This window comes from Pseudomonas sp. BNK-7 (genome assembly GCF_048072025.1).
GTDB classification, from domain to species: Bacteria; Pseudomonadota; Gammaproteobacteria; order Pseudomonadales; family Pseudomonadaceae; genus Aquipseudomonas; species Aquipseudomonas danubii.
On sequence record NZ_CP182252.1, the window covers coordinates 5,804,887 to 5,827,500 of the forward strand.

Genomic DNA, 22,614 nt, shown 5'->3' on the forward strand with positions numbered 1-22,614 from the left:
GCTCAGGCCCGGCGCAGCAACAGGCCGGCCACCACGCACAACAGCATGGCCAGCCCCGCCAGCAGGAAGGCATCGCTGTAGGCCAGCAGCAAGGCGTCGCGGTGCAGCACCTTGTCCATCAGGCCCAGGGCTTGCTGACGCAACGGCGCCAGCGCCGCCGAGTGCAGGGCCCTGGCGGACTCCACCGGCGCCTGGGCCAGCAGCCGCACCAGCTCCAGCAAACGCTCCTGGGTGGCCTGGGCAAACAGGTTGATGGACTCACCGATGCGCTGGGCATGAAGCTTCTCGCGCTCCACCACGATCTGGCTGGACAGCGCGATACCAATCGCCCCACCCACGTTGCGCACCATGGAGAACAGCCCGGAGGCCGAGCCCACCTGATCCTTTTCCAGCCCCTGGATCGCCATCACCCCCAGCGCCACCACCACCAGCGATTGGCCGATACCGCGCACCACCAGCGACGGCACGATGACGTTGACCGAGGCATCGGGGTTGAGGTGGATGTTCATCAGGCAGCCGATGCCGGTGATGGCGAAGCCGGCAATGATGATGGTGCGAGCGCTGGTCCAGCGCATCAGGCGCGGGGTGGCGAACGACATGACGAACTGGATCAGGCCATAGGGAATCATCATCAAACCGATCTGCCGGGCGTTGTAGCCATGGATCTGGGCAAAGTAGTTGGGCACCAGGAACACCACGCCGAACACCACCGCACCGAAGGTGAATTGCATCAGGCTGGCAATGCCGAAGTTGTAGCGGCCCAAGAGGCGCAGGTTGATCAGCGGCTGCTCGCGGCGCAATTCGATGGCCACGAAGGCCAGTAGGCCGAGCGTGGCCAGGACCGCGCAATTGAGGATGAAGCCCGAGGCGAACCAGTCATGACGGCCGCCCTCCTCCAGCATGATCTGCAACGCCGAGAGGCCCACGGCCATGCTGGCGATCCCGCCCCAGTCGCCCTGGCGCAACCTTGCCAGGACCATGGGCTGGGGCCGCACCGACCAGCCGATGGCCGCCAGCAGCAACAGCCCCGGCGGCACTTGCAGGTAGAAGATCCAGCGCCACGAATAGGCATCGGTGAGCCAGCCGCCCAGGGACGGCCCCGCCGCCTGGGCCACGTTGTTGGCCACCGCGAACAGGGCCATGCCCATGGGGTGCCGGGCCGCCGGCAGCTCGGTGACGATCAGCTGGAACGACAAGGGAATCAGCACCCCGCCAAAGGCCCCTTGCAGCACCCGGGCGAAGATCAGGCTGTGGATATTCGGTGCCAGGGAGCAGGCAATCGAGAACAGCACGAAACCGGCGGTGCCCACCATCAGCACCCGGCGCATGGAAAACACCGACACCAGCCAGCCGGTCATGGGAATGATGATGATCTCCGCCACCAGGTAGGCGGTGGTGATCCACGAACCCTCCTCGAAGGTGGCGCCCAGGGAACCGCGTACGTCCGGCAATGAAGCGTTGGTCACGTGCACGTTCATCCCGGCCATGAAGCAGCCCACCACGCTGCCCAGCACCGCCACCCAGGTGCGCAGGGAAATCGCCTGCGCGCCCACCTCGCCCGCGGTGTCCTGTACCGCCTGGGCACTAGTCATGACGGGTATCCACGCTCACCACCACCGACATTCCGGGGCGCAGTTCTGCCTGTCGCGCCTGCCCCGGATCGAGGCGGATGCGCACCGGCATGCGCTGCACGATCTTGGTGAAGTTGCCGGTGGCGTTGTCCGCCGGCAGCAGGGCGAATTCGGCACCGGAGGCCGGGGCAAAACTCTCCACCCGGCCCAACAGCACGTGGCCGCCCAAGACATCGACCTCGACCCGCGCCGGCTGCCCGGGGCGCATGCCGTCGACCTGGGTTTCCTTGTAGTTGGCCACCACATAGGCGTCCTCGGGCACCACCGCCAAGAGTGGCGCGCCGACTTCGACGTACTGCCCCAGGCGCAGGCGGCGCTGGCCGGCGATACCGGCCACCGGGCTGCGGATCAAGGTGCGCGCCAGATCGATACGGGCCAGCTGCCGCTGGGCACTGACCCGGGCCACGCCCGCTTCGAGCTTGTCCAGTTGCGCCCGGGCGCTTTGCTGCTCGGTATCGAGCACCTGCACCTGCTGGCGCCGCGCCGCCAGCGTAGCCCGGGCCGCCCCCAGCGCGGCATCGGCCTGACGCGCCAAGGCCGCGGCGCTTTCCAGTTGCTGCACGCTGCTGACCTGCTGGCTGGCCAGGTGCTGCTGGCGCCGCCCTTCCTGGCCGGCCCGTTGCGCCTCGGCCTCGGCAGCGCCGACCCGGGCCTGGGCCTCGGCGATCAGGCTCTGTTGCTGTTGCTGGCGGGCTGCCAGATTGGCCAGCCGCGCCTGCCCGGCACGCTGTTCGGCCAGGGCCTCGCGCAGCGCCGCCTCGGCCTGTTCGACCCGGGCCCGATAGTCGCTGTCATCGATCCGCGCCAGCAGGTCGCCGGCCTTGAGCGACTGGTTGTCCTGGACCTCGACCGTCGCCAGATAACCGGCCACCCGGGGCGCAATGGTGACGATGTCCGCCCGCAGGTAAGCGTCGTCGGTCTCCACCAGGAAACGCCCGCTGAACCACCAGTTCAGGCACCAGGCCAGGATCAGCAACAACACCAGCGCCAACCCGGCATAACCGAGCAAGCGACGGCGGGTGACGGCTTGCGCCGGGGAAACGGAAACAGGGTTCTGGGTCATGGCACAGGCTCGTCGGAAGTTCGCAGGAAAGGGTTGGCCGCCGCCCGGTTCGGCGGCGGCAGGACAATCGGCGGCGCGCTGCGCCAGCCACCGCCCAGGGCCTTGAACACCAGCACCTGGGTATCGATCACCGCCGCGTCAGCCTGCGCCGCCGCGGCCCGGGTGCGCACGGCGCTGCGCTGGGCGTCGAGGTAATCCAGGGCGCTGGAAGCACCGGCCGCGCGGGCCAGCCCGGCCAGGTGCAAGGCCTGGTGGTCGCGCTCGGCCGCCAGGTGCAGGGCCTCCTGGCGCTGCAACGCGGCCTGGTAGTCGCTCAAGGCTTGCTGCTGCTCTTTCAAGGCCGCCAGGATGCTGCGGTCAAAATCCGCCAGCGCCGCGCTTTCCCGGGCGTCGGCCTGGGCGATGCGCGCGCGGGCGGCATTGAGGTTGGGCAAGCTCCAGGACAACAGCGGCCCCAATTGCCAGACCGAAGCGTCGCGCTCATCGAAACCCGAGGGCTGGTGCGCCGACGTGTAGACCCCAGCCCCCAGGCTGACCCGCGGATAGAGGTCGGCCCGGGCCACGCCGATGCGCGCCGTGGCCGCTGCCAGCCGGCGCTCGGCCTGGCTCACATCGGGACGCCGGCGCAGCATGGCCAGGGCATCGCTTTGAGGCATGGGCGAACCCAGGCGCGGGGCCTGGTGACAAGCCTCGGCCGCCGCCGGTGCATCGCCCGGGGGACGCCCCAGCAGTACCGCAAGCTCAGCCAGGGCCCGCTGCCGCCCGGCCTGCAACGGCGGCAAGCTGGCCTGCACCTGGCCCACCAGGCCCTCGGCGCGCACCACATCCAGAGTCACCGCGGCGCCGGCCTGATACAGCTGGGCGCTCAGGGCCCGGCCCTGCTCCACCAGTGCCAGGGACTCGCCGGCCACCTGCAGGCGCTGACCGTAGCTGCAAGCCTGCAACCAGGCGCGGGTGGTTTCCGCGGCCACCACCACCCGCAGGCCGTCCTCGGCGGCCCGCGCCGCCTCGGCATCGGCCCGGGCAGCATTCGCCAGACCGTGCAGGCGGCCGAACAGGTCAGCCTCCCACTGCACATCCAGGCCAAGCCCATAGCGGCTGCCGGTGCGAATCCGCTCGCTGTCCTGCAAGGCGGCTTCCAGCTGATCATCCGCAGTACTGCCGTAGCCGGCCCGGGCCGTCACCTGGGTGGCGGGCTGGCGCAGGGTATCGGTCTCGCGCAGCAGCGCCCGGGCCTGCAGCAGGTTGGCCGCAGCCATCCGCAGGTCGCGGTTCTGGCTCAGGGCCTCCTGCACGGCGGCATTGAGCCCCGGGTCACGGTAGAGCTGCCACCATTGATCGAGCCCCTGCTCGGCCGCTGCATCCAACTGGCTCACAGGCAGGGGCACAGTGCTGCCGGGCGGCCGTTCCGGCCCCAGGGTGCAGCCGGCCAACAGGGCGCACAGGGCCCATGCAGGCCTTGGGTAAATGGGCATGGGAAGTACTCACGGATTCAAAGCGGCTACTGTAGAAACCCTCACTGGCGACCGTCTAACGAGAACCTCCTTTCAATTATCGTGAAATGGTCAACTTTCACTCTGAGCCGCTTCGCTCCAGGCGTGCGGTCATGGGCCCAGACCGACGAACCGGCGCGTCTCTTGAATCTCACCAGGCTGTCGCAGTTTGCGAAAGCCACCGCCGCGCCAGCCTCGGCAGCGCGCCCAAGCCCCCGCAATCCCGAGGCCACGCCGCCATGACGGAACTGGCATAGCCATTGCGAAAGACCCTGCCTCACCTACAACAAGAGGCTTCGCCATGGCTATTGCCCCACTGCTCGCCGCTACCACGGCGTTTATCCAGCGCGCCCCGCGCATGTTGATCGGCGCCCACTGGGTCGAGGCCGCCGATGGCCAGACCATGCCCCTGCGCAACCCCGCCACCGGCGAACAGCTGTGCCTGGTGCCCCGGGCCACGGTGGACGATGTCGACCGCGCAGTGCTGGCAGCGCGCCAGGCTTTCGACGACTCGCCCTGGACCCGCACCCGTCCCCGGGAGCGGCAGAACCTGCTGTGGAAACTCGCCGACCTGATGCAGCGCGACGCCGAACTGCTGGCCCAGCTGGAATGCCTGAACAATGGCAAGAGCGCCGCTGTGGCCCAGGCCATGGACGTGCAATTGTCCATCGACTTCTTGCGCTACATGGCCGGCTGGGCGACCAAGATCGAGGGTTCAAGCGTCGAGGTCTCGCTGCCGCTGATGCCCGACGACCAGTTCCACAGCTTTATCCGCCGCGAAGCGGTGGGCGTGGTCGGCGCCATCGTCGCCTGGAACTTCCCCCTGCTGCTGGCCTGCTGGAAACTCGGCCCGGCCCTGGCCACCGGTTGCACCCTGGTGCTCAAGCCGGCGGATGAAACCCCGCTCAGTGCGTTGAAACTGGCCGAGCTGGTGCAGGAAGCCGGCTACCCCGACGGCGTGTTCAACGTGGTCACCGGCACCGGCATCACCGCCGGCAGCGCCCTGACCCACAACCCTCTGGTGGACAAACTGACCTTCACCGGCTCCACCGCCGTGGGTAAGGAAATCGGCAAGATCGCCATGGACTCCATGACCCGGGTCACCCTGGAGCTGGGAGGCAAATCGCCGACCATCGTCATGGCCGACGCCGACCTGGGCAGTGCCGCCGCCGGGGCCGCCAGCGCGATCTTCTTCAACCAGGGCCAAGTGTGCTGCGCCGGCTCGCGGCTGTATGTGCAGCGCAAGCACTTCGACAACGTGGTGGCCGACATTGCCGGCATCGCCAATGCCATGAAGCTGGGCAACGGCCTGGACCCCAGCGTCGAGATGGGCCCGCTGATTTCCGCGCGCCAGCAGGAACGGGTCTATCGCTACATCGAGATGGGCCGGGACAGCGGCGCCACCATTGCCTGTGGCGGCGAGCAGTTCGGCCCGGGGTATTTCGTCAAGCCGACGGTGATCGTCGATGTCGACCAGAAGCACTCGCTGGTCCAGGAAGAAATCTTCGGCCCGGTGCTGGTGGCGATTCCCTTCGACGACGAGGCCGACGCCCTGCGCCTGGCCAACGACAGCCCCTATGGCCTGGGCGCAAGCATCTGGTCCAACGATCTGGCAGCGGTGCACCGGATGATTCCGAAGATCAAGTCCGGCTCGGTGTGGGTCAATTGCCACAGCGCCCTGGACCCGGCACTGCCGTTCGGCGGCTACAAGATGTCCGGGCTCGGCCGGGAAATGGGCCACGCGGCCATCGAGCACTACACCGAACTGAAATCGGTGCTGATCAAGCTCTGATCCGTGGCTGGCACAGCCTCCCCCCTCCGGACGTTCAGCGTCCTCGCCAGGGGCGCCCGATTTTTTTCGGCGCCCCCCGGCCTTCACTCAAAGCGCTGCTACGCTCAGCCCGGGCCCGCTCGACAGCTGGTACAAGGAGCCCGGCCCCTCTTCCTGTACCCCTCATACCATCGCACCGCCGAGGAACGCATCATGGGATCGAATGGAAATGATCACGACCACATCCAGTGTGGATGCCACAACCCGATCTGGGAGGCCTTGAAGCACAGCCTGAACCCCGCCGGCCATCTGACGGGCCAGCCTGCCAACGCCCATGGCCCGGGCCTTGAGACGGGCGGCGAATCCATCGTCTTCACCCATGGCCACATCTATCCGCTACGCAACGGCAACATGGACGAGCGGGTCGAGGCACTGGGCATCCACGCCGGCGATGTGGTCGCCTCAGGCACCCTGGCCGACGTCGAATCCCGCCTGCGAGCCCTGGGCATCGCCTACAGGGTCCAGTCGCTGGAAGGCAGGACCCTGCTTCCGGGCCTGGTCGAGCCCCACGCGCACATCGTGCAGAGCTGCGCCATGGAAGACTGGATACCGGTGGGCGCGTTCGATCAAGAGCGACAACGCCTGCGAGAAACCTACGATTGGAACTGGTTGGTCGAGACCCTGCGCAGTGCCCCGGTCAAAGACCCTTCGTCATGGATTCTCGGGCGCATGGTCGATCCGGCCTTGATGCCGTTCAAGAAGGTGGAAGGTGGCCTGAACCAACTCATAACCCTGGGCTGTGGCTTCGATGAAGAGATCGGTAACCTGGACAGCATCGACGCCGAGCGCCCGATCCTGCTGATCAGTGCGTCGATGCACACCGCCTACATGAACAGTGCGGCGAGCGAAGCGGTCTTTCGCAAGACCGGCGTCAAAGCCAACAAAGGCCGGTTGCAGGAGCGTGAAATCCTGCACGCCATTCGCTCCATTCCGGTCCAGCAGCAGTTGCAGATGCTGAAGATCTTCAAGCACCTCGAAGACTACTTCAACACCGCCACGCAACGCGGAATTACCCTGCTGTACGACGCCATGATGGACCCCATCTCAAGACTGGTGCTAAACGCCTACTTCCTGACTCATCCCAGGAATCTGCGGATCGGTTACGCCGCCGCCTGCGACGGCTCCGCCAAAAGCCTGCAAAGCCTGCCACCCTATCGACCCGCCACCCGCGAAGAAGCCAAACGCATCTACCAGGGCTCGGTGAAGCTGGTATCAGACGGCTCCAACCAGGGCCTGACCGGCTACCAGAGCGTGGACTATTGCTGTGAAACCACCCCCCGCCGGGGCAATTTCAATGTCTGCGACGAGCAGCAGCCAGAGCCGCAAACCCTCCCCGTGGCCTACCAGACCCTGGTCAGCAAAGCGGTCGAGACCGGCTGGCCCCTGATGATTCATGCCAACGGCGACCGAGCCATCGACTTCACCCTGCAAGCCTACGCAGGGGCCTTCAAGGACGGTAACGGCCTGGAAAAGCGCCATCGCATCGAACACTGCTCGCTGCTGAGCGCGGACAGTCTTGAGCGCATGAACCAGTTGGGGCTGTCACCGAGCTTCCTGATCGGGCATGTCGGTTACTGGGGCTACTCCTTCCAACAGGCGATTTTCGAGCAGCGGGCCGAGACCATGCTCGACCTGTGCAAATCGGCCCTCAAGCACAATCTGCGCATTTCCCTGCACAGCGACTGCACGGTCACCCCACTGGGCCCCCTGCGCTCCATGGAGCAGGCCGTGACCCGCAAGATGGAGGGCATCCGTAGCACACAATCGCCGTATCCGGTCCTGCAGAACCCTGAAGACTACCCGGTGCTCAACGCTGGCGAATGCCTGTCTCGCCAAGAGGCGCTGAAAGCCATCACCTACGATGCCGCCTGGCAATGCCACGCCGAGCGCTGGATGGGGTCGTTGCAGGACAACAACTTCGCCGACCTGGTGATTCTCGAACAGGACCCGCTCGACGAAAACATTCCGGCTACCGGCATCAGGGACATCCAGGTCTACCAGACCTGGAAAGGCGGCCAGCGGGTGTACCAGCGCTAACTGAACCTACCCTCAGGGCAGTGAACCTGAGCCCGCTCGCTTGTGCACGGCGGGTTCAGGGTCGATAGCCCTGGGCCAGCAACCAGCCCCGCACCACCCGCCCCTGCTCCGGGCTCAGGTCCGCCAGGGCCTGGTTCGGGGGCTGGTGCTGCAAGCGGCGCAACAACGGCGCCAGCTCCACACCCTGCACATGCCAGATACCCAGGGGCTGGTCCGGGGTGATCACCACTTCAGCTTCATCCACCAGGCCATCGCGCAGGACCGGGGCGTGCTCGATACGCAGGGCGGCAAAGTCCACGGCCGCGTGCGCCGGCTGCTGGTCCGGCCAGTGCCGACGGGCCTGCCAGAACGGTTGCTCGGGCCAGCGCTGCTCGTCGGCGTAGAAATCCCGGCCAATACGCGCAAAGCGCAGGAACAGCTGCTCCACCCGTTGCTGATGAAAGCGCCCGGCCAGGGCTCTGCGCTCCGGCCGCTGCAACAGGGTGTTGATCACCGCCGGTGCCTGCAGGGCCGAGGACAGGGACTGGAAGATGCCATTACCAGACAGCGGGTCCACCGCCATGGCCGCATCCCCGACCCGCAACCAGTTAGCGCCGCACACCTGGGGGCAGAGAATGGCCGTGCTGCTACGGGCGTGCAGCTGCAGATCATGTTCGGCAGCGCCGGCAAAAAAATCCGCGACCAGGGCAGACGCCTGACGGCGCTGACGGCAGTACTCCAGCAACTGCGCCTTGCCCGGCAGTGCGGCGCTGGCCACATCCAGGGTCAGTTGCCAGTAGCACTGGCCGTCGCTGCGCCGGGCCATCCAGGCCCAGCCGTCCTCCAGGCTGTGCACGGCACTGGCGGCAGTGCCAGACGGCCCTTGCCAGCGGTTGAGCAGGCTGAGGGTTTCCGGGCCTCGCCGACCGTTTCCGACGCCGTGCTGCAGGGCCTTGTCCAGCGCAGGCGCCTGACGCCCGCGGGCTTCGACCAGGAACTCGCCGAGCAGCTCCTCGTGCCCCTGCACCTGCACCCGGTGCCCGAGCGCCGTGGACTGCACCCTAAGTACACGGCCCTGGATCAGCGTCACCCCGGCCTGATGCAGGGCATCGCGCAGGCCACGGTCGAACGTCGGGCGATCCAGCAGGTATTCGATGTTCTGTGCATGCTGCGCGCCGTTCCACGCCACTTGCCGCTGGGAAGGATGCAGGGCCTGGGCCAGTGCCGACTCCAGACCGGCGCCGCGCAAGGCTTCCAGCACCCGCAGCGAGACCCCTTCCAGCGCCGCAAAACGCCGCCAGTCGCTGATCAGGGTCACCGAGTAACCGAGGCGCCGCAGCCCCAGGGCCACCGCCGCGCCGGCCGGCCCCGCCCCCAGGATCAGGATCGTTTGCATGGCACGCTCCGGCGCTCGGGCCCCTGGTAGGCGGCCTGCTCCTGCAGCCACTGGCGCACCTGCAGATTGCTCGCGCCGGGCTGGGTCTTGAGGTAGGCACCGATATGCCCGCTCAAGGCGGCACAGCCCAGGCTGGCGCCGGACGGCCCCGGGCGGCCGGCGCGCACGCAGGCGGCGAAATCGGCCTGGGCCGTGTTCAGCCAGGACCATTGCTGCGCACTGCAACGCGCATCGCCGGTAACCCGCAACACGCCGGGATAGCGGGCCGGGAATACCGGCTCGCCCTGGGCCGGGCTGGACGCGCAGAGCAGCACGCCGCGTGCCACGGCCTCGGCGCAGGCGGCGCGCAGTGAATCGCGATCCTGGCGCAGCCCGAGGCTGAGGTTGATCAGGCGTACATCCTGTTCCAGCAGCCAATACAGGGCGGCACTGACTTGCGCGGCACTGGTGACTCCGCGCTGATCGAACACCTGGGCCAGATACAGCTGGGCATCGGGCGCGCGCTGCCCGATGGCCTCGATGATCGCGCTGCCATGACCGAGGGCGTCCTGCTGCAACTCGCCCTCGCCCATGCCTTCGCCCAGCAGAAAGAAACGCCGACCGGCCGCCACCCGTTGATGAGGGGCATGGCCGCTGTCGATCACGCCGATGCGCAGCTCAGGCTTCATGGGCCACCACCACGCTGTGCAATACACCGTCGAGCAACTCGAAACGCAGGTCGGCGTCAGCCAGGGTCGAAGGCCGGTGGCTGATGAGGATGCGCGTGCGCCCGGCGAACAGGCGGTCGATGGCGTCGATCACCTCGCGCTCGGTGGCCTCGTCCACCGCCGAAGTGGCTTCGTCCAGCACCAGGATCATCGGGTCCTGGAGCAATGCACGGGCGATGGCGATGCGTTGTTTCTGCCCGCCGGACAGCTGCTGGCCACGCTCGCCCAGAGGGCTGTCCAGGCCCTCGGGCAGGGACTCGATCAGCCCCTGCAGTTGCGCCAGCCGCGCCACTTCGGCCACGGCCTCGCGGCTGGCAGCGGGCACGCTGTAGGCCAGGTTGTCCGCCAGGCTGCCGCGAAACAGCACGATGTCCTGGCTGACCACCGCCACCTGACGGCGCAGTTGCGCCAGGTCCAGTTGACGCAGGTCGATGCCCCCCAGCAGCACCTGCCCGGACTGGGGGTCGTGATGGCGCTGCAAGAGGTCGATCAGGGTGCTTTTACCGGCCCCCGAAGTGCCGCTCAGGGCGACCTTGAGGCCATAGGGAATCCGCGCTTCGATGCCCTTGAGGGTCGAGCCGCGCCCCGGATGACTGAAGTGCACATCCTTGAAGTGCAGCTCGCCGTTGTCCGGCACCGGCAAGGGCGCTACGGGGGCGCTGATGTCCGGCTCCTCACCGCGCAGCTCCATGACCCGGCCCAGGCTCACGGTCATGCGCTGGATCGCCACATACAGTCCCAGCAGGCTCTGCACCGGTCCCACCGCCATGCCCAGGTAGGTGGAGAAGGCAATCAGCGCCCCCAGTTGCCAGGTGCCCTGCACCACCCAGTAACCGCCAATCAGGAAGGCGCAGGCCCGGGACAATGAGGTCAGGGTGCCGGGCACCGCCTGGGTGAAGAACTCGGTGACCTGCAGCTTGAGCAACTGGCTCATGTAGCCCTGGCCGAGGCGGTCCAGGCGCTGAGCCTCTCGTTGCTGCTGGCCGGCGCTCTGGATGAACTTCATCACCGGCAGGGTTTCCACCATGAACGAAGACATGTCCGCGGAACGCTCGCGCAACTGGCGCACATCGCGCTCCACCTTGCGCCGCATCCAGCGCAGCCAGAGCACGTCCAGGGGAATCAACACCAGGGCCAGCAGCGAGAGTTGCCAGGACAGGGTCAGGAGCATGGCCAGGGCGACGACAAGACCGATCACGCTGGACACTGCGGAAAACAATGAGTCGACGGCAAAGCGCTGGATCTCCGCCACATCGCCGTCCAGGCGCGACATCAGGTCGCCGATTCGCCGCTGCCCGTAGAAGCTCGGCGACAGTCGTTGCAGATGGCGGTAGAGGTCGTCGCGCAGGGCGAACAGGATGCGTCCGGACAGGCGCGTATGCAGGTAGCGATTGACCCCGGACAACAGCGTGCCCAGCAGACCGGCAAGGATCATCAAGCCGGCGATCAGCACCAGTTTGGAGAAGTCCCGGGCCAGCAGGCCGTCGTCGATCAGCAGCTTGGTCAGCCAGGGTTGCACCAGCACCAGCAACGAGGCGCACACCGACAGCCCCAGCAGGCCGCCAATGGCCAGCCGGTGAGGCCGCACGAAACCGTAGAGCCAGCCCAAGGCGGCACTCAGGGCCTGGGGATCGCGGCTGTCCACCAGCCGGGTGATCAGGCGCCGCATCAGGCGCGCAACTGCTTGAGCTTGCGGTACAGGGTCGCGCGGCTGATGCCCAGGGCGTCCGCAGCCGCCGAGACATTGCCCTGATGGTTGTCCAGGGCACTGCGGATCAGCTCCAGCTCGTTCTCGCGGATGCTACCGGTCTGCGGCCGCTCGCTGGCCTGCAGATCGTCGAGCATGCTGTCGGGCAGATGTTCCAGGCCGATGTGGCACTCGCCCTCTTCGCGCAGGGCCAGGGCGGTGCGCAGGACCATCTCCAACTGGCGGATATTGCCCGGCCAGTGGTAGTCCGTCAGCAGCCGGCGCAGTTCGTCGCTGAGGCTCACGTCGGCGCCGCCGAGCCTGGCCAGCAGGCTGTCCACCAGCGGCTGCAGGTCTTCGCGTTCACGCAGGGCCGGCAGCAGCACGCTGATGCCGTTGACCCGGTAGAACAGGTCTTCGCGAAAGGCCTGGTCCTGCACTTGCTGCTTGAGGTCGCGGTGGGTGGCGCAGATCAGGGCAATGTCGATGTCCTGCTCCTCACCGGCTCCCAGGGGCGCTACCTTGCGGTCTTGCAGCACTCGCAGCAGGCGGGCTTGCAGGGCCAGGGGCATGTCGCCGATCTCATCGAGGAACAAGGTGCCACCGTGGGCCTGTTGCAGGCGTCCGATCATGCCGCCGCGGCGCGAGCCGGTGAAGGCGCCTTCGCGGTAGCCGAACAGCTCCGACTCGATCAGGCCTTCGGGAATCGCCGCGCAGTTGACCGCGACAAAGGGTTTCTCGGCACGACTGCCCGCACGATGCAGGGCCCGGGCCAGGACCTCCTTGCCGGTGCCGGTCTCTCCCAGCAACAGCACTGGCAAGCCGTTGGCCAGGCCCTGGCGGGCCATGCGCAGGGTGCGGGCGTAGCGGCTGTTGCCCCCGGCCAGGGCTTCCAGGTCCTGAGGCATGGGCGTGGCTTTCGGTGTGCTGCGGGGCGTGCGGTGCAGGTTCAGCGATGGCTGCGGTGCCCGCAGGGCCTTGTAGAACAGCTCGCCCTTGGCGGTCTGCAGGCTGCCCACGGCGCCTTGCTGCAGGCGGGCCAGCAGTTGCAGGCCGTCGAGCCCGAGGAACTCTTCACAACGCCGTCCCACCAGGGCCGCGCGCGGGGTGTTGAGCAACTGGCAGGCCTGGCCGCTGACCGCAAGAATCTGCCCGCCCAGGCTCAGGGCCAGCAGACCTTGCCAGGGCGATTCGAGGTATTGCCGACGACTGTGGAAGGCCAGGACGATCTGCTCCGGGTAGGACGCGTGGAACACTCGCGCCTCGATCTGGCTGACCGCCATGGACAACAGCGCGGTGCTGTCCTGGACGCGGCCCAGGGGGCCTTCGCGGGTCAGGTCAAGAACGCCGAGGATCTCGCCCTGGGGGCATTGGATGGGCACCGATGTGCAGGAGAAATGGCTGAGGCGATCCAGGTAGTGTTCGCCGCAATCGATCAGGGTCGGCCGGGCTTCCACCAGGGCCGTGCCCAGGGCGTTGGTGCCACGGGTTGCCTCGCTCCAGCAGGCGCCGAGGGTGATGTCCTGCACCCCGCTGTCCTTGAGCCGGTCGGCCCGGCCCTCGATGGCCAGGATGGTGGCGTCGGCATTGGCGAGGATGATCAGGCCGTCCTGGCCCTGATGCTGGGTCAGGTAGTCGATGGCCGGGGTTGCCGCGTCCAGCAACAGGCGATTGCTGGCCAGCAGCACCTCAAGGCTGGCGCCAGATTCCAGGGTCAGTTGATGCTGACTGCCAAAGTGCACGCCATGGCTGAGGCTGCGCCGCCATGAGGCATCGATTTCCGCACGCAGGACCCCGTCGGGGATCTCGCCTTCCAGGTGCAGCCGCTCCCGGGCCAGCCGGGCTTCGTGTTGCTGCTCACCCTTTATTGTTTTTATAAGAGTCATCAAGCGCTCCGAATCGGTCCGCCCGCTGTACCCGCTCCACTCCCTTGGATTGCGCGAGGCACGCAAGCCGTGGTCAATGTCTACACCGGGTTCAGAGGGCAGTAAAGGGGCTTTGCCCGGATCATCGGGCAGCCCTGCATTGCTTACCCTGTCATTCGAGATCAAGCAAAACCTGCGCCAGTGGGACGGGCGCCCGAGCATCTTGACGTTAACGTAAAGCAAATGGCAAGTACCCTACGCCTCCTGCCAGCCCCTGCTGCAGGAGCTGGCTTGCCGGCGAAAAGGCCTTCGGGCGAAACGCCGTCCGGCCGGTCCTAAAGGGACCAGGCGGCGCTGTCGGCAAAGAAGGCGCGGGCGTTGTCTTCCAGGCTGTCAAGGTGGTAACCCCCCTCCTGGACAATCAGGCACGGCAGGCCAAGGCTGCGGATGCGCTGGCCAAGGATGGCGAAGCCGTCTCGGGTCACCGCGACCTTGCTTTGCGGATCGAGCTCGTAGATGTCGAACCCCAGAGACAGCACCAGCACCTCGGCGCCGAATGCCCTCACCGCGGCCAGGGCCTGTTCCAGGCGGGCGAGAAAGTCCGCTTCGCTGGCGCCATGGGCCATCGGCAGGTTGAGGTTATAGCCCTCCCCCGCGCCACTGCCGCGCTCTTCGGCAAAACCGCTGACCCCGGGGTAAAAGTTGGTGGGGTCACCATGCACCGACACGTAAAGCACGTCGTCCCGCTCGTAGAAGATTTCCTGAATGCCCTGGCCGTGATGCATATCGGTATCCAGCACCGCGACCCGGGCGAATTTTTCCCGCAGAACCTGAGCGGCGATCGCCGCGTTGTTCAAGTAGCAGAAACCACCCGCGGCTTCGGCCCGGGCGTGGTGGCCCGGCGGGCGGCACAAGGCATAGGCAGCAGGTTCGCCATCCAGGAGGGCACGGGCCCCGGCGATGGCGCTCTGCGCCGACCAGTAGGCCGAGCGCCAAGTCTGTTCGCCCACCGGACAACTGCCGTCGGCCAGGTAGCAAGCGGCCTGGGCGAGGACCCCGCGCAGGGCATTGGGCTCACGCACGAAGATGTTGGACATGACTTCGTCACCCCAGTCCTCGGGAATTTCATTCCAGTGCGGGTAAGCCTCCTCCAGGAATTTCAGGTACGGCGCACTGTGCACCGCCAGCAACGGCTGCAGACCGGCGTCCTCGGGTTGGCACACCGCAAAGCTCAGGGAATGCGCCGCCTGCACCAGGCGCTGGGCGCGCTCGGGGACTTCCTGAGGCGTGCGCAGCTGGCCCCGGGAGTAATAGCTGCGGGGATGGTGAAGCAATTGTTCAGGGTGGAAAAAACTGCGCATCAAGGTCTCCTCAGGCCACCCGGCCGGCACGGGCCAGCACGGCATTAAGCAATACATCGGCGCCCTGGCACACGTCCTCGGGCAACACGTCTTCGGCTTCGTTATGACTCAAGCCACCGACACAGGGAATGAACACCATGGCGGTGGGGCAATAGCGCGCCAGCAAGATGGCGTCGTGGCCCGCGCCACTGACGATGGACTGATGAGGATAGCCCAGCCCGTCCACCGCCTGCTGCACCGCCGCCACGCACTCGGCATCAAAGGGCGTGGCCGGGCTGAGCCAACGGCGGTCGATGCGGACCTTGAGCCCGCGCTGCCGGGCAATGCGCTCCAGGCGTTCCTCTACCTGCTGCTCCATGGCGGCAATCTGCTGATCATGGTGGTGGCGCAGGTCGACGGTGAAGGTCAGCAACCCGGGAATGGTATTGCGCGATGACTTGGCAACGCTCAGCTCACCGACAGTGGTCAGGCCTTGCGGGGCAAAATCCGCTGCCACCTGCTCCACGGCGAGGATCATCTGCGCGGCGCCATACAGAGCATCCTTGCGCAGTGACATCGGCGTGGTGCCGGCGTGGGCGGCCCTGCCTTCAACCTGAACGTCGAGCCAGCGGATCGCCTGACCGCCACTGACCACGCCGATGCTCTTGGCGTTGTCTTCAAGGATCGGGCCCTGCTCGATATGGGCTTCGAAATAGGCATCCACGGCCCCGCCCAAAGGCCGATTGCCGGCGTAACCGGTGCGCTGCAAGGCCTGGGCAACGCTGATGCCATCGGCGTCGCGCACCGCCAGGGCGGCGTCCAGGGCCATGACCCCGGTGAACACCGCCGAGCCGAACATCGCCGGGGTGAAGCGCGCGCCCTCCTCGTTGGTCCACACCGCCAGCTCCAGAGGCTTGCGCGTCTGGACTCCGAGATCATTGAGCGTGCGCAGCACTTCCAAGCCGGCCAGCACGCCGTAGACACCGTCGAAACGCCCGCCCTCGGGCTGGGTGTCGAGGTGGCTGCCCATCATCACTGGGGCTGCGTGCGGGTCACTGCCGGGCCGCCGGGCAAACAGGTTGCCGATGGGGTCGACGCTCAGGGTCATGCCGGCTTGGGTGCACCAGTGGGCGAAGAGTTCGCGCCCGGCCCGGTCCTCATCGCTCAGGGCCAGGCGGCAGCTGCCGCCGCGAGCGGTGGCGCCGATTTCGGCCATGGCCATCAGGCTCGCCCAGAGGCGTTGGCCATTGATTTTCAACATCGATCGTGTCTCCGGACAATCAAGCGTGGGACGCCATTTCCAGGCGATGGGCGTGGGCGTGACGGCGCGACAGGGCCAGCACGCAGATCAGCGAAACGGCAGCGATCAGGCTGTAGAACAGCGCCATCGGCCACCATTGGCCGATGAACCTGTGGGCCAGCCAGGTGCCGATCAGCGGGGTCAGACCACCGGCCAGGGCACCGCAGACTTGATAGGCCAGGGAGATCGCGGTGTAGCGCACCCGCGTCTCGAACATGCCGCTGACGTAACCGGCGATCACCGCGTAGAAGGAGGCCATGCACACCACTGCCAGGGCGATGCCGAGGATCATCAGCGGCGCCTGGCCGGAACTCACCAGGACGAACATCGGATAGGGCGAGGCCATGGCCAGTACTGACACCAGGCATAGAAAGCGCGTGGCGCCGATTTTCTCGGCGGTCCAGGCCGCCAGGGGCTGGATGCAGAACTGGATGATCGCCACCACGAACAGGCATTCGAGAATCAGCGAACGGGGAATCTCCAGTTGCTGGGTGGTGTAGGCAATCATGAAGGTGTTGGTGAAATACACCCCGGCGATCCCCAGGGTGTTGGCGCCGATGCACAGCAGCAGCGGACGCCAGGCCGTGCGCAGCACTTGCATCACAGGTGCCTGTTCCTTGCGCAGCGATTTGGCCGCCTGCTCGCGGCTGGCGAGAAACTCCGGCGACTCGTTGACCCCCAGGCGAATCGCCAGGCCTACCAGCAGCAACAACGCGCTGGCGAGGAACGGCAGGCGCCAGCCCCAGCTCATCAACGCGTCCTCGGGCAGGCGGGTCACGGCGCTGAAGGCCAGTAGCGAGAGGATCAAACCCGCCGGGCTGCCCAATTGCGCGAAGGAGGCGAAGAAGTTGCGCCGGCCCTTGGGCGCATGTTCGCCGGCCATCAGCACCGCCCCGCCCCACTCGCCTCCCACGGCAATGCCCTGGACGATGCGCAGCAGGATCAGCAGCACCGGGGCCAGGGCGCCGATCTGTGCATAAGTCGGCAACAGGCCGATGCACACCGTGACCACGCCCATCATCAGCAAGGTGATGACCAAGGATTTCTTGCGGCCGATACGGTCGCCGATATGGCCGAAGACGATGCCCCCCAGGGGCCGGGCGAAGAAGCCCACGGCGAAGGTTCCGAAGGCGGCCATGGTGCTGAACAGTTTGTCGTCGGAGGGGAAGAACAAGGCACCGAACACCAGCGCCGCAGCGGTGGCGTAGATGTAGAAGTCGTACCACTCGATCATGGTGCCGATAAAGGCGGCGGCCGCGGCCCGACGTGGCTGCGGCGAAGCGGAAGGCTTCATGGTTGGCTCCTTTGGTTATTTTTGTGGCAGGAGAAAGGGTCAAGCGCAGGGGCTTCTGTGGGCGTCCGTCTGGAGGGATTTATCCGTTTCGCCGGATAATTAGTCAATTTTCTATTGGTTATCTCAATTATTATCCTTACTTATTATTCGCCTAGATCCCGATCCAGAGCCCTGCCATGTCCGACCGCGATGCCCGACGCCTGCTCAATGACCGCCTCGACTGGAACCTGCTGCGCACCTTCCGGGTGATCGGCCAGGAACTGAGCATCAGTCGCGCAGCGGCGCGGCTGCACCTGACCCAACCGGCAGTGAGCCAAGCCCTCAAGCGCCTGGAAGAACAGCTGGGACGACAGTTGATCGCCCGGCGCGGGCCGCGTTTTGCCCTGACTGAAGTGGGCGAACAGATCTTTGCCCTGGCCGGAGAAATCTACGGCCAGATGTCCCAGGTCAGCAGCGTGCTGGAGCAACCCGCCGACGAGGTGATCGGCAAGGTGCGGCTGTTGATCATCAGCCGGATCCTCAATGAGCATTTCGATGACTTTCTGGCCGACTTCCATCGCCTGCATCCGCGCGTCGACCTGGAGGTGGAGGTGATGCGCAGTTCGGATATCGTCAGCGCCCTGCAAGAGAAGACCGCGACCCTGGGCCTGAGCCTTAATCGGCGGCCACAGCCACGCCTGGAACAACGGCTGTTCCTGCGGCAGCGCTACGCATTTTTTTGCGGCAAGCATCACCCGTTGTTCGGGCGCCAGGACGTGGCCGAGGGCGATCTGCAGCGAGAGAACTTCGTCAGTTTTACCAGCGACCAGATCGGCGGCATGCTCTCGCCGCTGACCATCTTCCGTGACCAGCAAGGCTTCAGCGGGCGCATCGTCGCGTCGTCGCCGAGCCTGGAGGAGGTACGGCGCCTGGTGATCGCCGGGTTTGGCATCGGCTGCCTGCCTGAGCACGTGGTGGCGGCCGATGTCGACGCCAGGCTGCTGTGGCGCCTGCCGCCCCACGACGGCATCGCCGATGTCGACATCCATCTGCTGTGGAACCGTGAACAACGCATGAGCCGTGCCGAGGTGCTGTTCCTGGAGCTGCTGCAGGAACGCCTCACCGCTCAGTGAGGCAAGGGACGCTCGGGCGGACTCACAAGATGCCGGACAGCCCGGTGTTGCAATGAGTCAGACGTGGGGATCGCCAGGGGCCTTGGCGGGTGTAGCGTATTGCGGCTTGAGGTGGCCGTTCTGGTCCAGCAGCCAGGCGTCCATGATCTGTCGCACCACGGGCCCGGCGACCCGGCCGCCGGCCTCACCGTTCTCGATCATGACCGCAATTACGATCTGTGGGTGCTCGGCGGGGGCGAAGCCAACGAACAAGGCGTTGTCGCGGTTGCGCTCGCGGGTCTTGAGGCGGTCATAGCGTTCGCCCTGCTTGATCGCCACCACCTGGGCGGTGCCGCTCTTGCCGGCGATGCGGTACTGCGCACCGGCGGCGGCAGCACGGGCGATGCCCCGCGGGTCGTGCATCACCATCTGCATACCGTGGCTGACCTGATCCCAGTCGTGGGGGTTCTTCAGCAGGATGTTGGGCATTGGGTGCTCATCCACCGGAGCCAGGCCATCGATGGTCTTGGCCAGGTGCGGGCGGTTCCACACGCCCTTGTTGGCGATCAGCGCTGTGGCCTGGGCCAGTTGCAGCGGCGTGACCTGCATGTAGCCCTGACCAATGCCGAGGATCACGGTTTCCCCCGGGAACCAGGGCTGGCGGCGGGTGGCGCGCTTCCAGTCTTGGGATGGCATTAACCCGGGGGATTCCTCGAACATGTCCAGGGAGACTTTCTGACCCAGACCGAACATCGCCATGTAGTCGTGCAGGCGGTCGATGCCGAGCTTGTGGGCCAGATCGTAGAAGTAGGTGTCGTTGGAGCGCATGATCGCTGCGTCCATATCCACCCAACCATCGCCGCTGTGGTTCCAGTTGCGATATTTGTGATCGAAGTCCGGCAATTGATAGTAACCGGGATCGAAGACTCGGGTCGAGGCGGTCACCACGCCGGTGTCGAGGCCGGCAATCGCCACTTCTGGCTTGATGGTGGAACCCGGTGCGTAGAGGCCGCGCAGCACCCGGTTGAACAGCGGGCGGTCGATGGAGTCGTGCAGTGCCGCGTATTGCTTGAAGCTGATGCCGGTGACGAACAGGTTTGGGTCAAAGCTTGGCTTGCTGACCATGGCCAGTACTTCGCCCGTGGCGGGGTCGAGGGCCACCACTGAGCCGCGACGGTCCCCCAGGGCCTCTTCGGCAGCTTCCTGGAGCTTGATATCCAGGCTCAGGACGATGTTCTTCCCGGGGATAGGATCGGTGTGTTTGAGCACGCGCATGACCCGCCCCTGGGCGTTGGTCTCCACCTCCTCATAGCCGACGTGACCGTGCAACTCGGACTCATAGAACTTCTCGACGCCCGTCTTGCCAATGGACTGAGTGCCACGGTATTCCACCGAGTCCAGGGTCTTGGCCTCTTTCTCGTTGATCCGTCCAACGTAGCCGATGGAGTGGGCAAAGTGGGCGCCCATGGGGTAATGGCGGACGAACTGGGCTTGCACATCCAGTCCTGGCAGGCGGTACTCGTTGACCGCAAGGACGGCGATCTGCTCTTCGGTGAGCTCGTAGAACAGGGTCACGGGGACGAAGGGGTGGCGGGCCTGCTTCATTTCCTTGTCGAACAGGGTTCGATCCTCTGGCGGCAGGTGCAGCAGGTCGATCACCGTGTCCAACTCGCCTTTGAGATCAGTGGTGCGTTCGCGGGTGATGGTCAGGTTGAAGCTGGGGCGGTTGTCCGCCAGGACCACGCCATTGCGGTCATAGATCAGCCCGCGGGTCGGGGTGATCGGCAGCACGTGGACACGGTTGTTTTCCGAGACGGTGGAGTGATAGTCGAACTCCACCACCTGGAGGAAGTACATGCGTCCTACCAAGGCGCAAGTAATGGCCACCACCAACATAGCGCAGGCGAGCAGGCGCTTGTTGACCAGGCGGTTCTCTTTTTCGTGGTCCTTGATCGGAATCGCTTCGGGCATTGCTACAACTTCTCGTTGAATAGAGGTCGACGCTGATCCGTGCGGGTGAACTCAAGTCCTTAAAAAGAGCTGCACCATAGCAAAAACCACTCACTGTTTTTGAGGGGATTTCCATCACGAGTGATCAATGGTGCTGGCCCTCACTGCGGTTGTGGGGCTCTGCGTGGGCAATGTCCTTTCTGGTCGCTGTAGGACTTGGCTTTTTCTCCGCGCAAATACAAAACCCCAATTGCTTTCGCAATTGGGGTTTCGGAATTTAATCTTGACGATGACCTACTCTCACATGGGGAAACCCCACACTACCATCGGCGATGCATCGTTTCACTTCTGAGTTCGGGATGGGATCAGGTGGTTCCAACGCTCTATGGTCGTCAAGAAATTCGGTAGCCAGTCCGTTGCTTGTGCAACGTGCCAGCGAATGGGTATGTAATAGATTTGTGTGTTGTGCAAACTTTCGGTTTGTTTCGTCTTCACACACCGCAACTCGCTTGTTAAGCAAATTGCTTGGGTGTTATATGGTCAAGCCTCACGGGCAATTAGTATTGGTTAGCTCAACGCCTCACAGCGCTTACACACCCAACCTATCAACGTCGTAGTCTTCGACGGCCCTTTAGGGGATTCAAGATCCCAGTGAGATCTCATCTTGAGGCAAGTTTCCCGCTTAGATGCTTTCAGCGGTTATCTTTTCCGAACATAGCTACCCGGCAATGCCACTGGCGTGACAACCGGAACACCAGAGGTTCGTCCACTCCGGTCCTCTCGTACTAGGAGCAGCCCCTCTCAAATCTCAAACGTCCACGGCAGATAGGGACCGAACTGTCTCACGACGTTCTAAACCCAGCTCGCGTACCACTTTAAATGGCGAACAGCCATACCCTTGGGACCGGCTTCAGCCCCAGGATGTGATGAGCCGACATCGAGGTGCCAAACACCGCCGTCGATATGAACTCTTGGGCGGTATCAGCCTGTTATCCCCGGAGTACCTTTTATCCGTTGAGCGATGGCCCTTCCATACAGAACCACCGGATCACTAAGACCTACTTTCGTACCTGCTCGACGTGTCTGTCTCGCAGTCAAGCGCGCTTTTGCCTTTATACTCTACGACCGATTTCCGACCGGTCTGAGCGCACCTTCGTACTCCTCCGTTACTCTTTAGGAGGAGACCGCCCCAGTCAAACTACCCACCATACACTGTCCTCGATCCGGATAACGGACCTGAGTTAGAACCTCAAAGTTGCCAGGGTGGTATTTCAAGGATGGCTCCACGCAAACTGGCGTTCACGCTTCAAAGCCTCCCACCTATCCTACACAAGCAAATTCAAAGTCCAGTGCAAAGCTATAGTAAAGGTTCACGGGGTCTTTCCGTCTAGCCGCGGATACACTGCATCTTCACAGCGATTTCAATTTCACTGAGTCTCGGGTGGAGACAGCGCCGCCATCGTTACGCCATTCGTGCAGGTCGGAACTTACCCGACAAGGAATTTCGCTACCTTAGGACCGTTATAGTTACGGCCGCCGTTTACCGGGGCTTCGATCAAGAGCTTCGCGTTAGCTAACCCCATCAATTAACCTTCCGGCACCGGGCAGGCGTCACACCCTATACGTCCACTTTCGTGTTTGCAGAGTGCTGTGTTTTTAATAAACAGTCGCAGCGGCCTGGTATCTTCGACCGGCATGAGCTTACGGAGCAAGTCCTTCACCCTCACCGGCGCACCTTCTCCCGAAGTTACGGTGCCATTTTGCCTAGTTCCTTCACCCGAGTTCTCTCAAGCGCCTTGGTATTCTCTACCCAACCACCTGTGTCGGTTTGGGGTACGGTTCCTAGTTATCTGAAGCTTAGAAGCTTTTCTTGGAAGCATGGCATCAACCACTTCGTCACCTAAAAGGTAACTCGTCATCAGCTCTCGGCCTTAGAACCCCGGATTTACC

The 22,614-nt window shown here is 64.9% G+C and carries 14 protein-coding genes and 2 rRNA genes (1 of these 16 only partly in view); 3 read left to right on the forward strand and 13 right to left on the reverse strand.

Going from position 1 to position 22,614, the window contains the following annotated elements:
- Positions 1-2: 2 nt before the first annotated feature.
- The 3 genes from ACMGF8_RS26055 to ACMGF8_RS26065 are packed head-to-tail and all read right to left on the reverse strand — an operon-like array spanning position 3 to position 4,169.
- Entirely contained in the window at positions 3-1,592 is a 1,590-nt protein-coding gene (locus ACMGF8_RS26055) for a DHA2 family efflux MFS transporter permease subunit (protein WP_250329986.1), read from the reverse strand.
- Positions 1,585-2,694, reverse strand: coding sequence for an HlyD family secretion protein (locus tag ACMGF8_RS26060; RefSeq protein WP_416757730.1), 1,110 nt, complete (start codon positions 2,692-2,694; stop codon positions 1,585-1,587). The genes ACMGF8_RS26055 and ACMGF8_RS26060 overlap by 8 nt, the downstream gene beginning before the upstream one ends.
- Positions 2,691-4,169, reverse strand: coding sequence for an efflux transporter outer membrane subunit (locus ACMGF8_RS26065; protein WP_416757731.1), 1,479 nt, complete (start codon positions 4,167-4,169; stop codon positions 2,691-2,693). The genes ACMGF8_RS26060 and ACMGF8_RS26065 overlap by 4 nt, the downstream gene beginning before the upstream one ends.
- Before the next feature lie 319 nt (positions 4,170-4,488).
- Between ACMGF8_RS26065 and ACMGF8_RS26070 the strand changes: the two genes are divergently transcribed.
- Both ACMGF8_RS26070 and ACMGF8_RS26075 read left to right on the forward strand, forming a co-directional pair.
- The gene (locus tag ACMGF8_RS26070) at positions 4,489-5,979 is read left to right on the forward strand and encodes an aldehyde dehydrogenase family protein (protein WP_416757733.1); all 1,491 of its coding nucleotides are present in this window, start codon (positions 4,489-4,491) and stop codon (positions 5,977-5,979) included.
- A gap of 192 nt (positions 5,980-6,171) precedes the next feature.
- Positions 6,172-8,055 carry an amidohydrolase gene (locus tag ACMGF8_RS26075; RefSeq protein WP_416757734.1) on the forward strand — a complete coding sequence of 628 codons (1,884 nt, stop codon included), beginning with the start codon at positions 6,172-6,174 and terminating at the stop codon, positions 8,053-8,055.
- 55 nt (positions 8,056-8,110) lie between these two features.
- Here the strand turns inward: ACMGF8_RS26075 and ACMGF8_RS26080 are convergent, their stop codons facing one another.
- The 7 genes from ACMGF8_RS26080 to ACMGF8_RS26110 all read right to left on the reverse strand — a co-directional run bounded on the left by ACMGF8_RS26080 (position 8,111) and on the right by ACMGF8_RS26110 (position 17,623).
- Positions 8,111-9,430, reverse strand: a complete 1,320-nt coding sequence (locus ACMGF8_RS26080) for an NAD(P)/FAD-dependent oxidoreductase (protein WP_416757736.1) — start codon at positions 9,428-9,430, stop codon at positions 8,111-8,113.
- Positions 9,415-10,098: a S8 family serine peptidase gene (locus ACMGF8_RS26085; RefSeq protein WP_416757738.1), complete on the reverse strand. Its 684-nt coding sequence runs from the start codon at positions 10,096-10,098 to the stop codon at positions 9,415-9,417. Before ACMGF8_RS26085 ends, ACMGF8_RS26080 begins: the two co-directional genes overlap by 16 nt.
- Positions 10,088-11,806 carry an ABC transporter ATP-binding protein gene (locus ACMGF8_RS26090; RefSeq protein ID WP_416757740.1) on the reverse strand — a complete coding sequence of 573 codons (1,719 nt, stop codon included), beginning with the start codon at positions 11,804-11,806 and terminating at the stop codon, positions 10,088-10,090. Before ACMGF8_RS26090 ends, ACMGF8_RS26085 begins: the two co-directional genes overlap by 11 nt.
- The gene (locus tag ACMGF8_RS26095; RefSeq protein WP_416757742.1) at positions 11,806-13,710 is read right to left on the reverse strand and encodes a sigma-54-dependent Fis family transcriptional regulator; all 1,905 of its coding nucleotides are present in this window, start codon (positions 13,708-13,710) and stop codon (positions 11,806-11,808) included. Before ACMGF8_RS26095 ends, ACMGF8_RS26090 begins: the two co-directional genes overlap by 1 nt.
- Positions 13,711-14,024: 314 nt before the next feature.
- Complete coding sequence (locus ACMGF8_RS26100) at positions 14,025-15,050, reverse strand: histone deacetylase family protein (RefSeq protein WP_102861798.1); 1,026 nt, start codon at positions 15,048-15,050, stop codon at positions 14,025-14,027.
- A 10-nt stretch (positions 15,051-15,060) separates the two neighbouring features.
- Positions 15,061-16,290, reverse strand: a complete 1,230-nt coding sequence (locus ACMGF8_RS26105; RefSeq protein ID WP_416757745.1) for a Zn-dependent hydrolase — start codon at positions 16,288-16,290, stop codon at positions 15,061-15,063.
- 19 nt (positions 16,291-16,309) lie between these two features.
- Positions 16,310-17,623, reverse strand: a complete 1,314-nt coding sequence (locus tag ACMGF8_RS26110; RefSeq protein WP_416757747.1) for an MFS transporter — start codon at positions 17,621-17,623, stop codon at positions 16,310-16,312.
- Positions 17,624-17,799: 176 nt separating this feature from the next.
- Between ACMGF8_RS26110 and ACMGF8_RS26115 the strand changes: the two genes are divergently transcribed.
- Complete coding sequence (locus ACMGF8_RS26115; protein ID WP_416757749.1) at positions 17,800-18,735, forward strand: LysR family transcriptional regulator; 936 nt, start codon at positions 17,800-17,802, stop codon at positions 18,733-18,735.
- Positions 18,736-18,792: 57 nt separating this feature from the next.
- On the opposite strand, the gene mrdA is transcribed toward ACMGF8_RS26115, so the two are convergent.
- The 3 genes from mrdA to ACMGF8_RS26130 all read right to left on the reverse strand — a co-directional run.
- Positions 18,793-20,685: a penicillin-binding protein 2 gene (mrdA, locus tag ACMGF8_RS26120; protein ID WP_416757751.1), complete on the reverse strand. Its 1,893-nt coding sequence runs from the start codon at positions 20,683-20,685 to the stop codon at positions 18,793-18,795.
- 260 nt (positions 20,686-20,945) lie between these two features.
- Positions 20,946-21,061 (reverse strand): 5S ribosomal RNA (rrf, locus tag ACMGF8_RS26125).
- 139 nt (positions 21,062-21,200) lie between these two features.
- Positions 21,201-22,614: ribosomal RNA gene (locus ACMGF8_RS26130) — 23S ribosomal RNA — on the reverse strand (it continues 1,478 nt past the right edge of the window).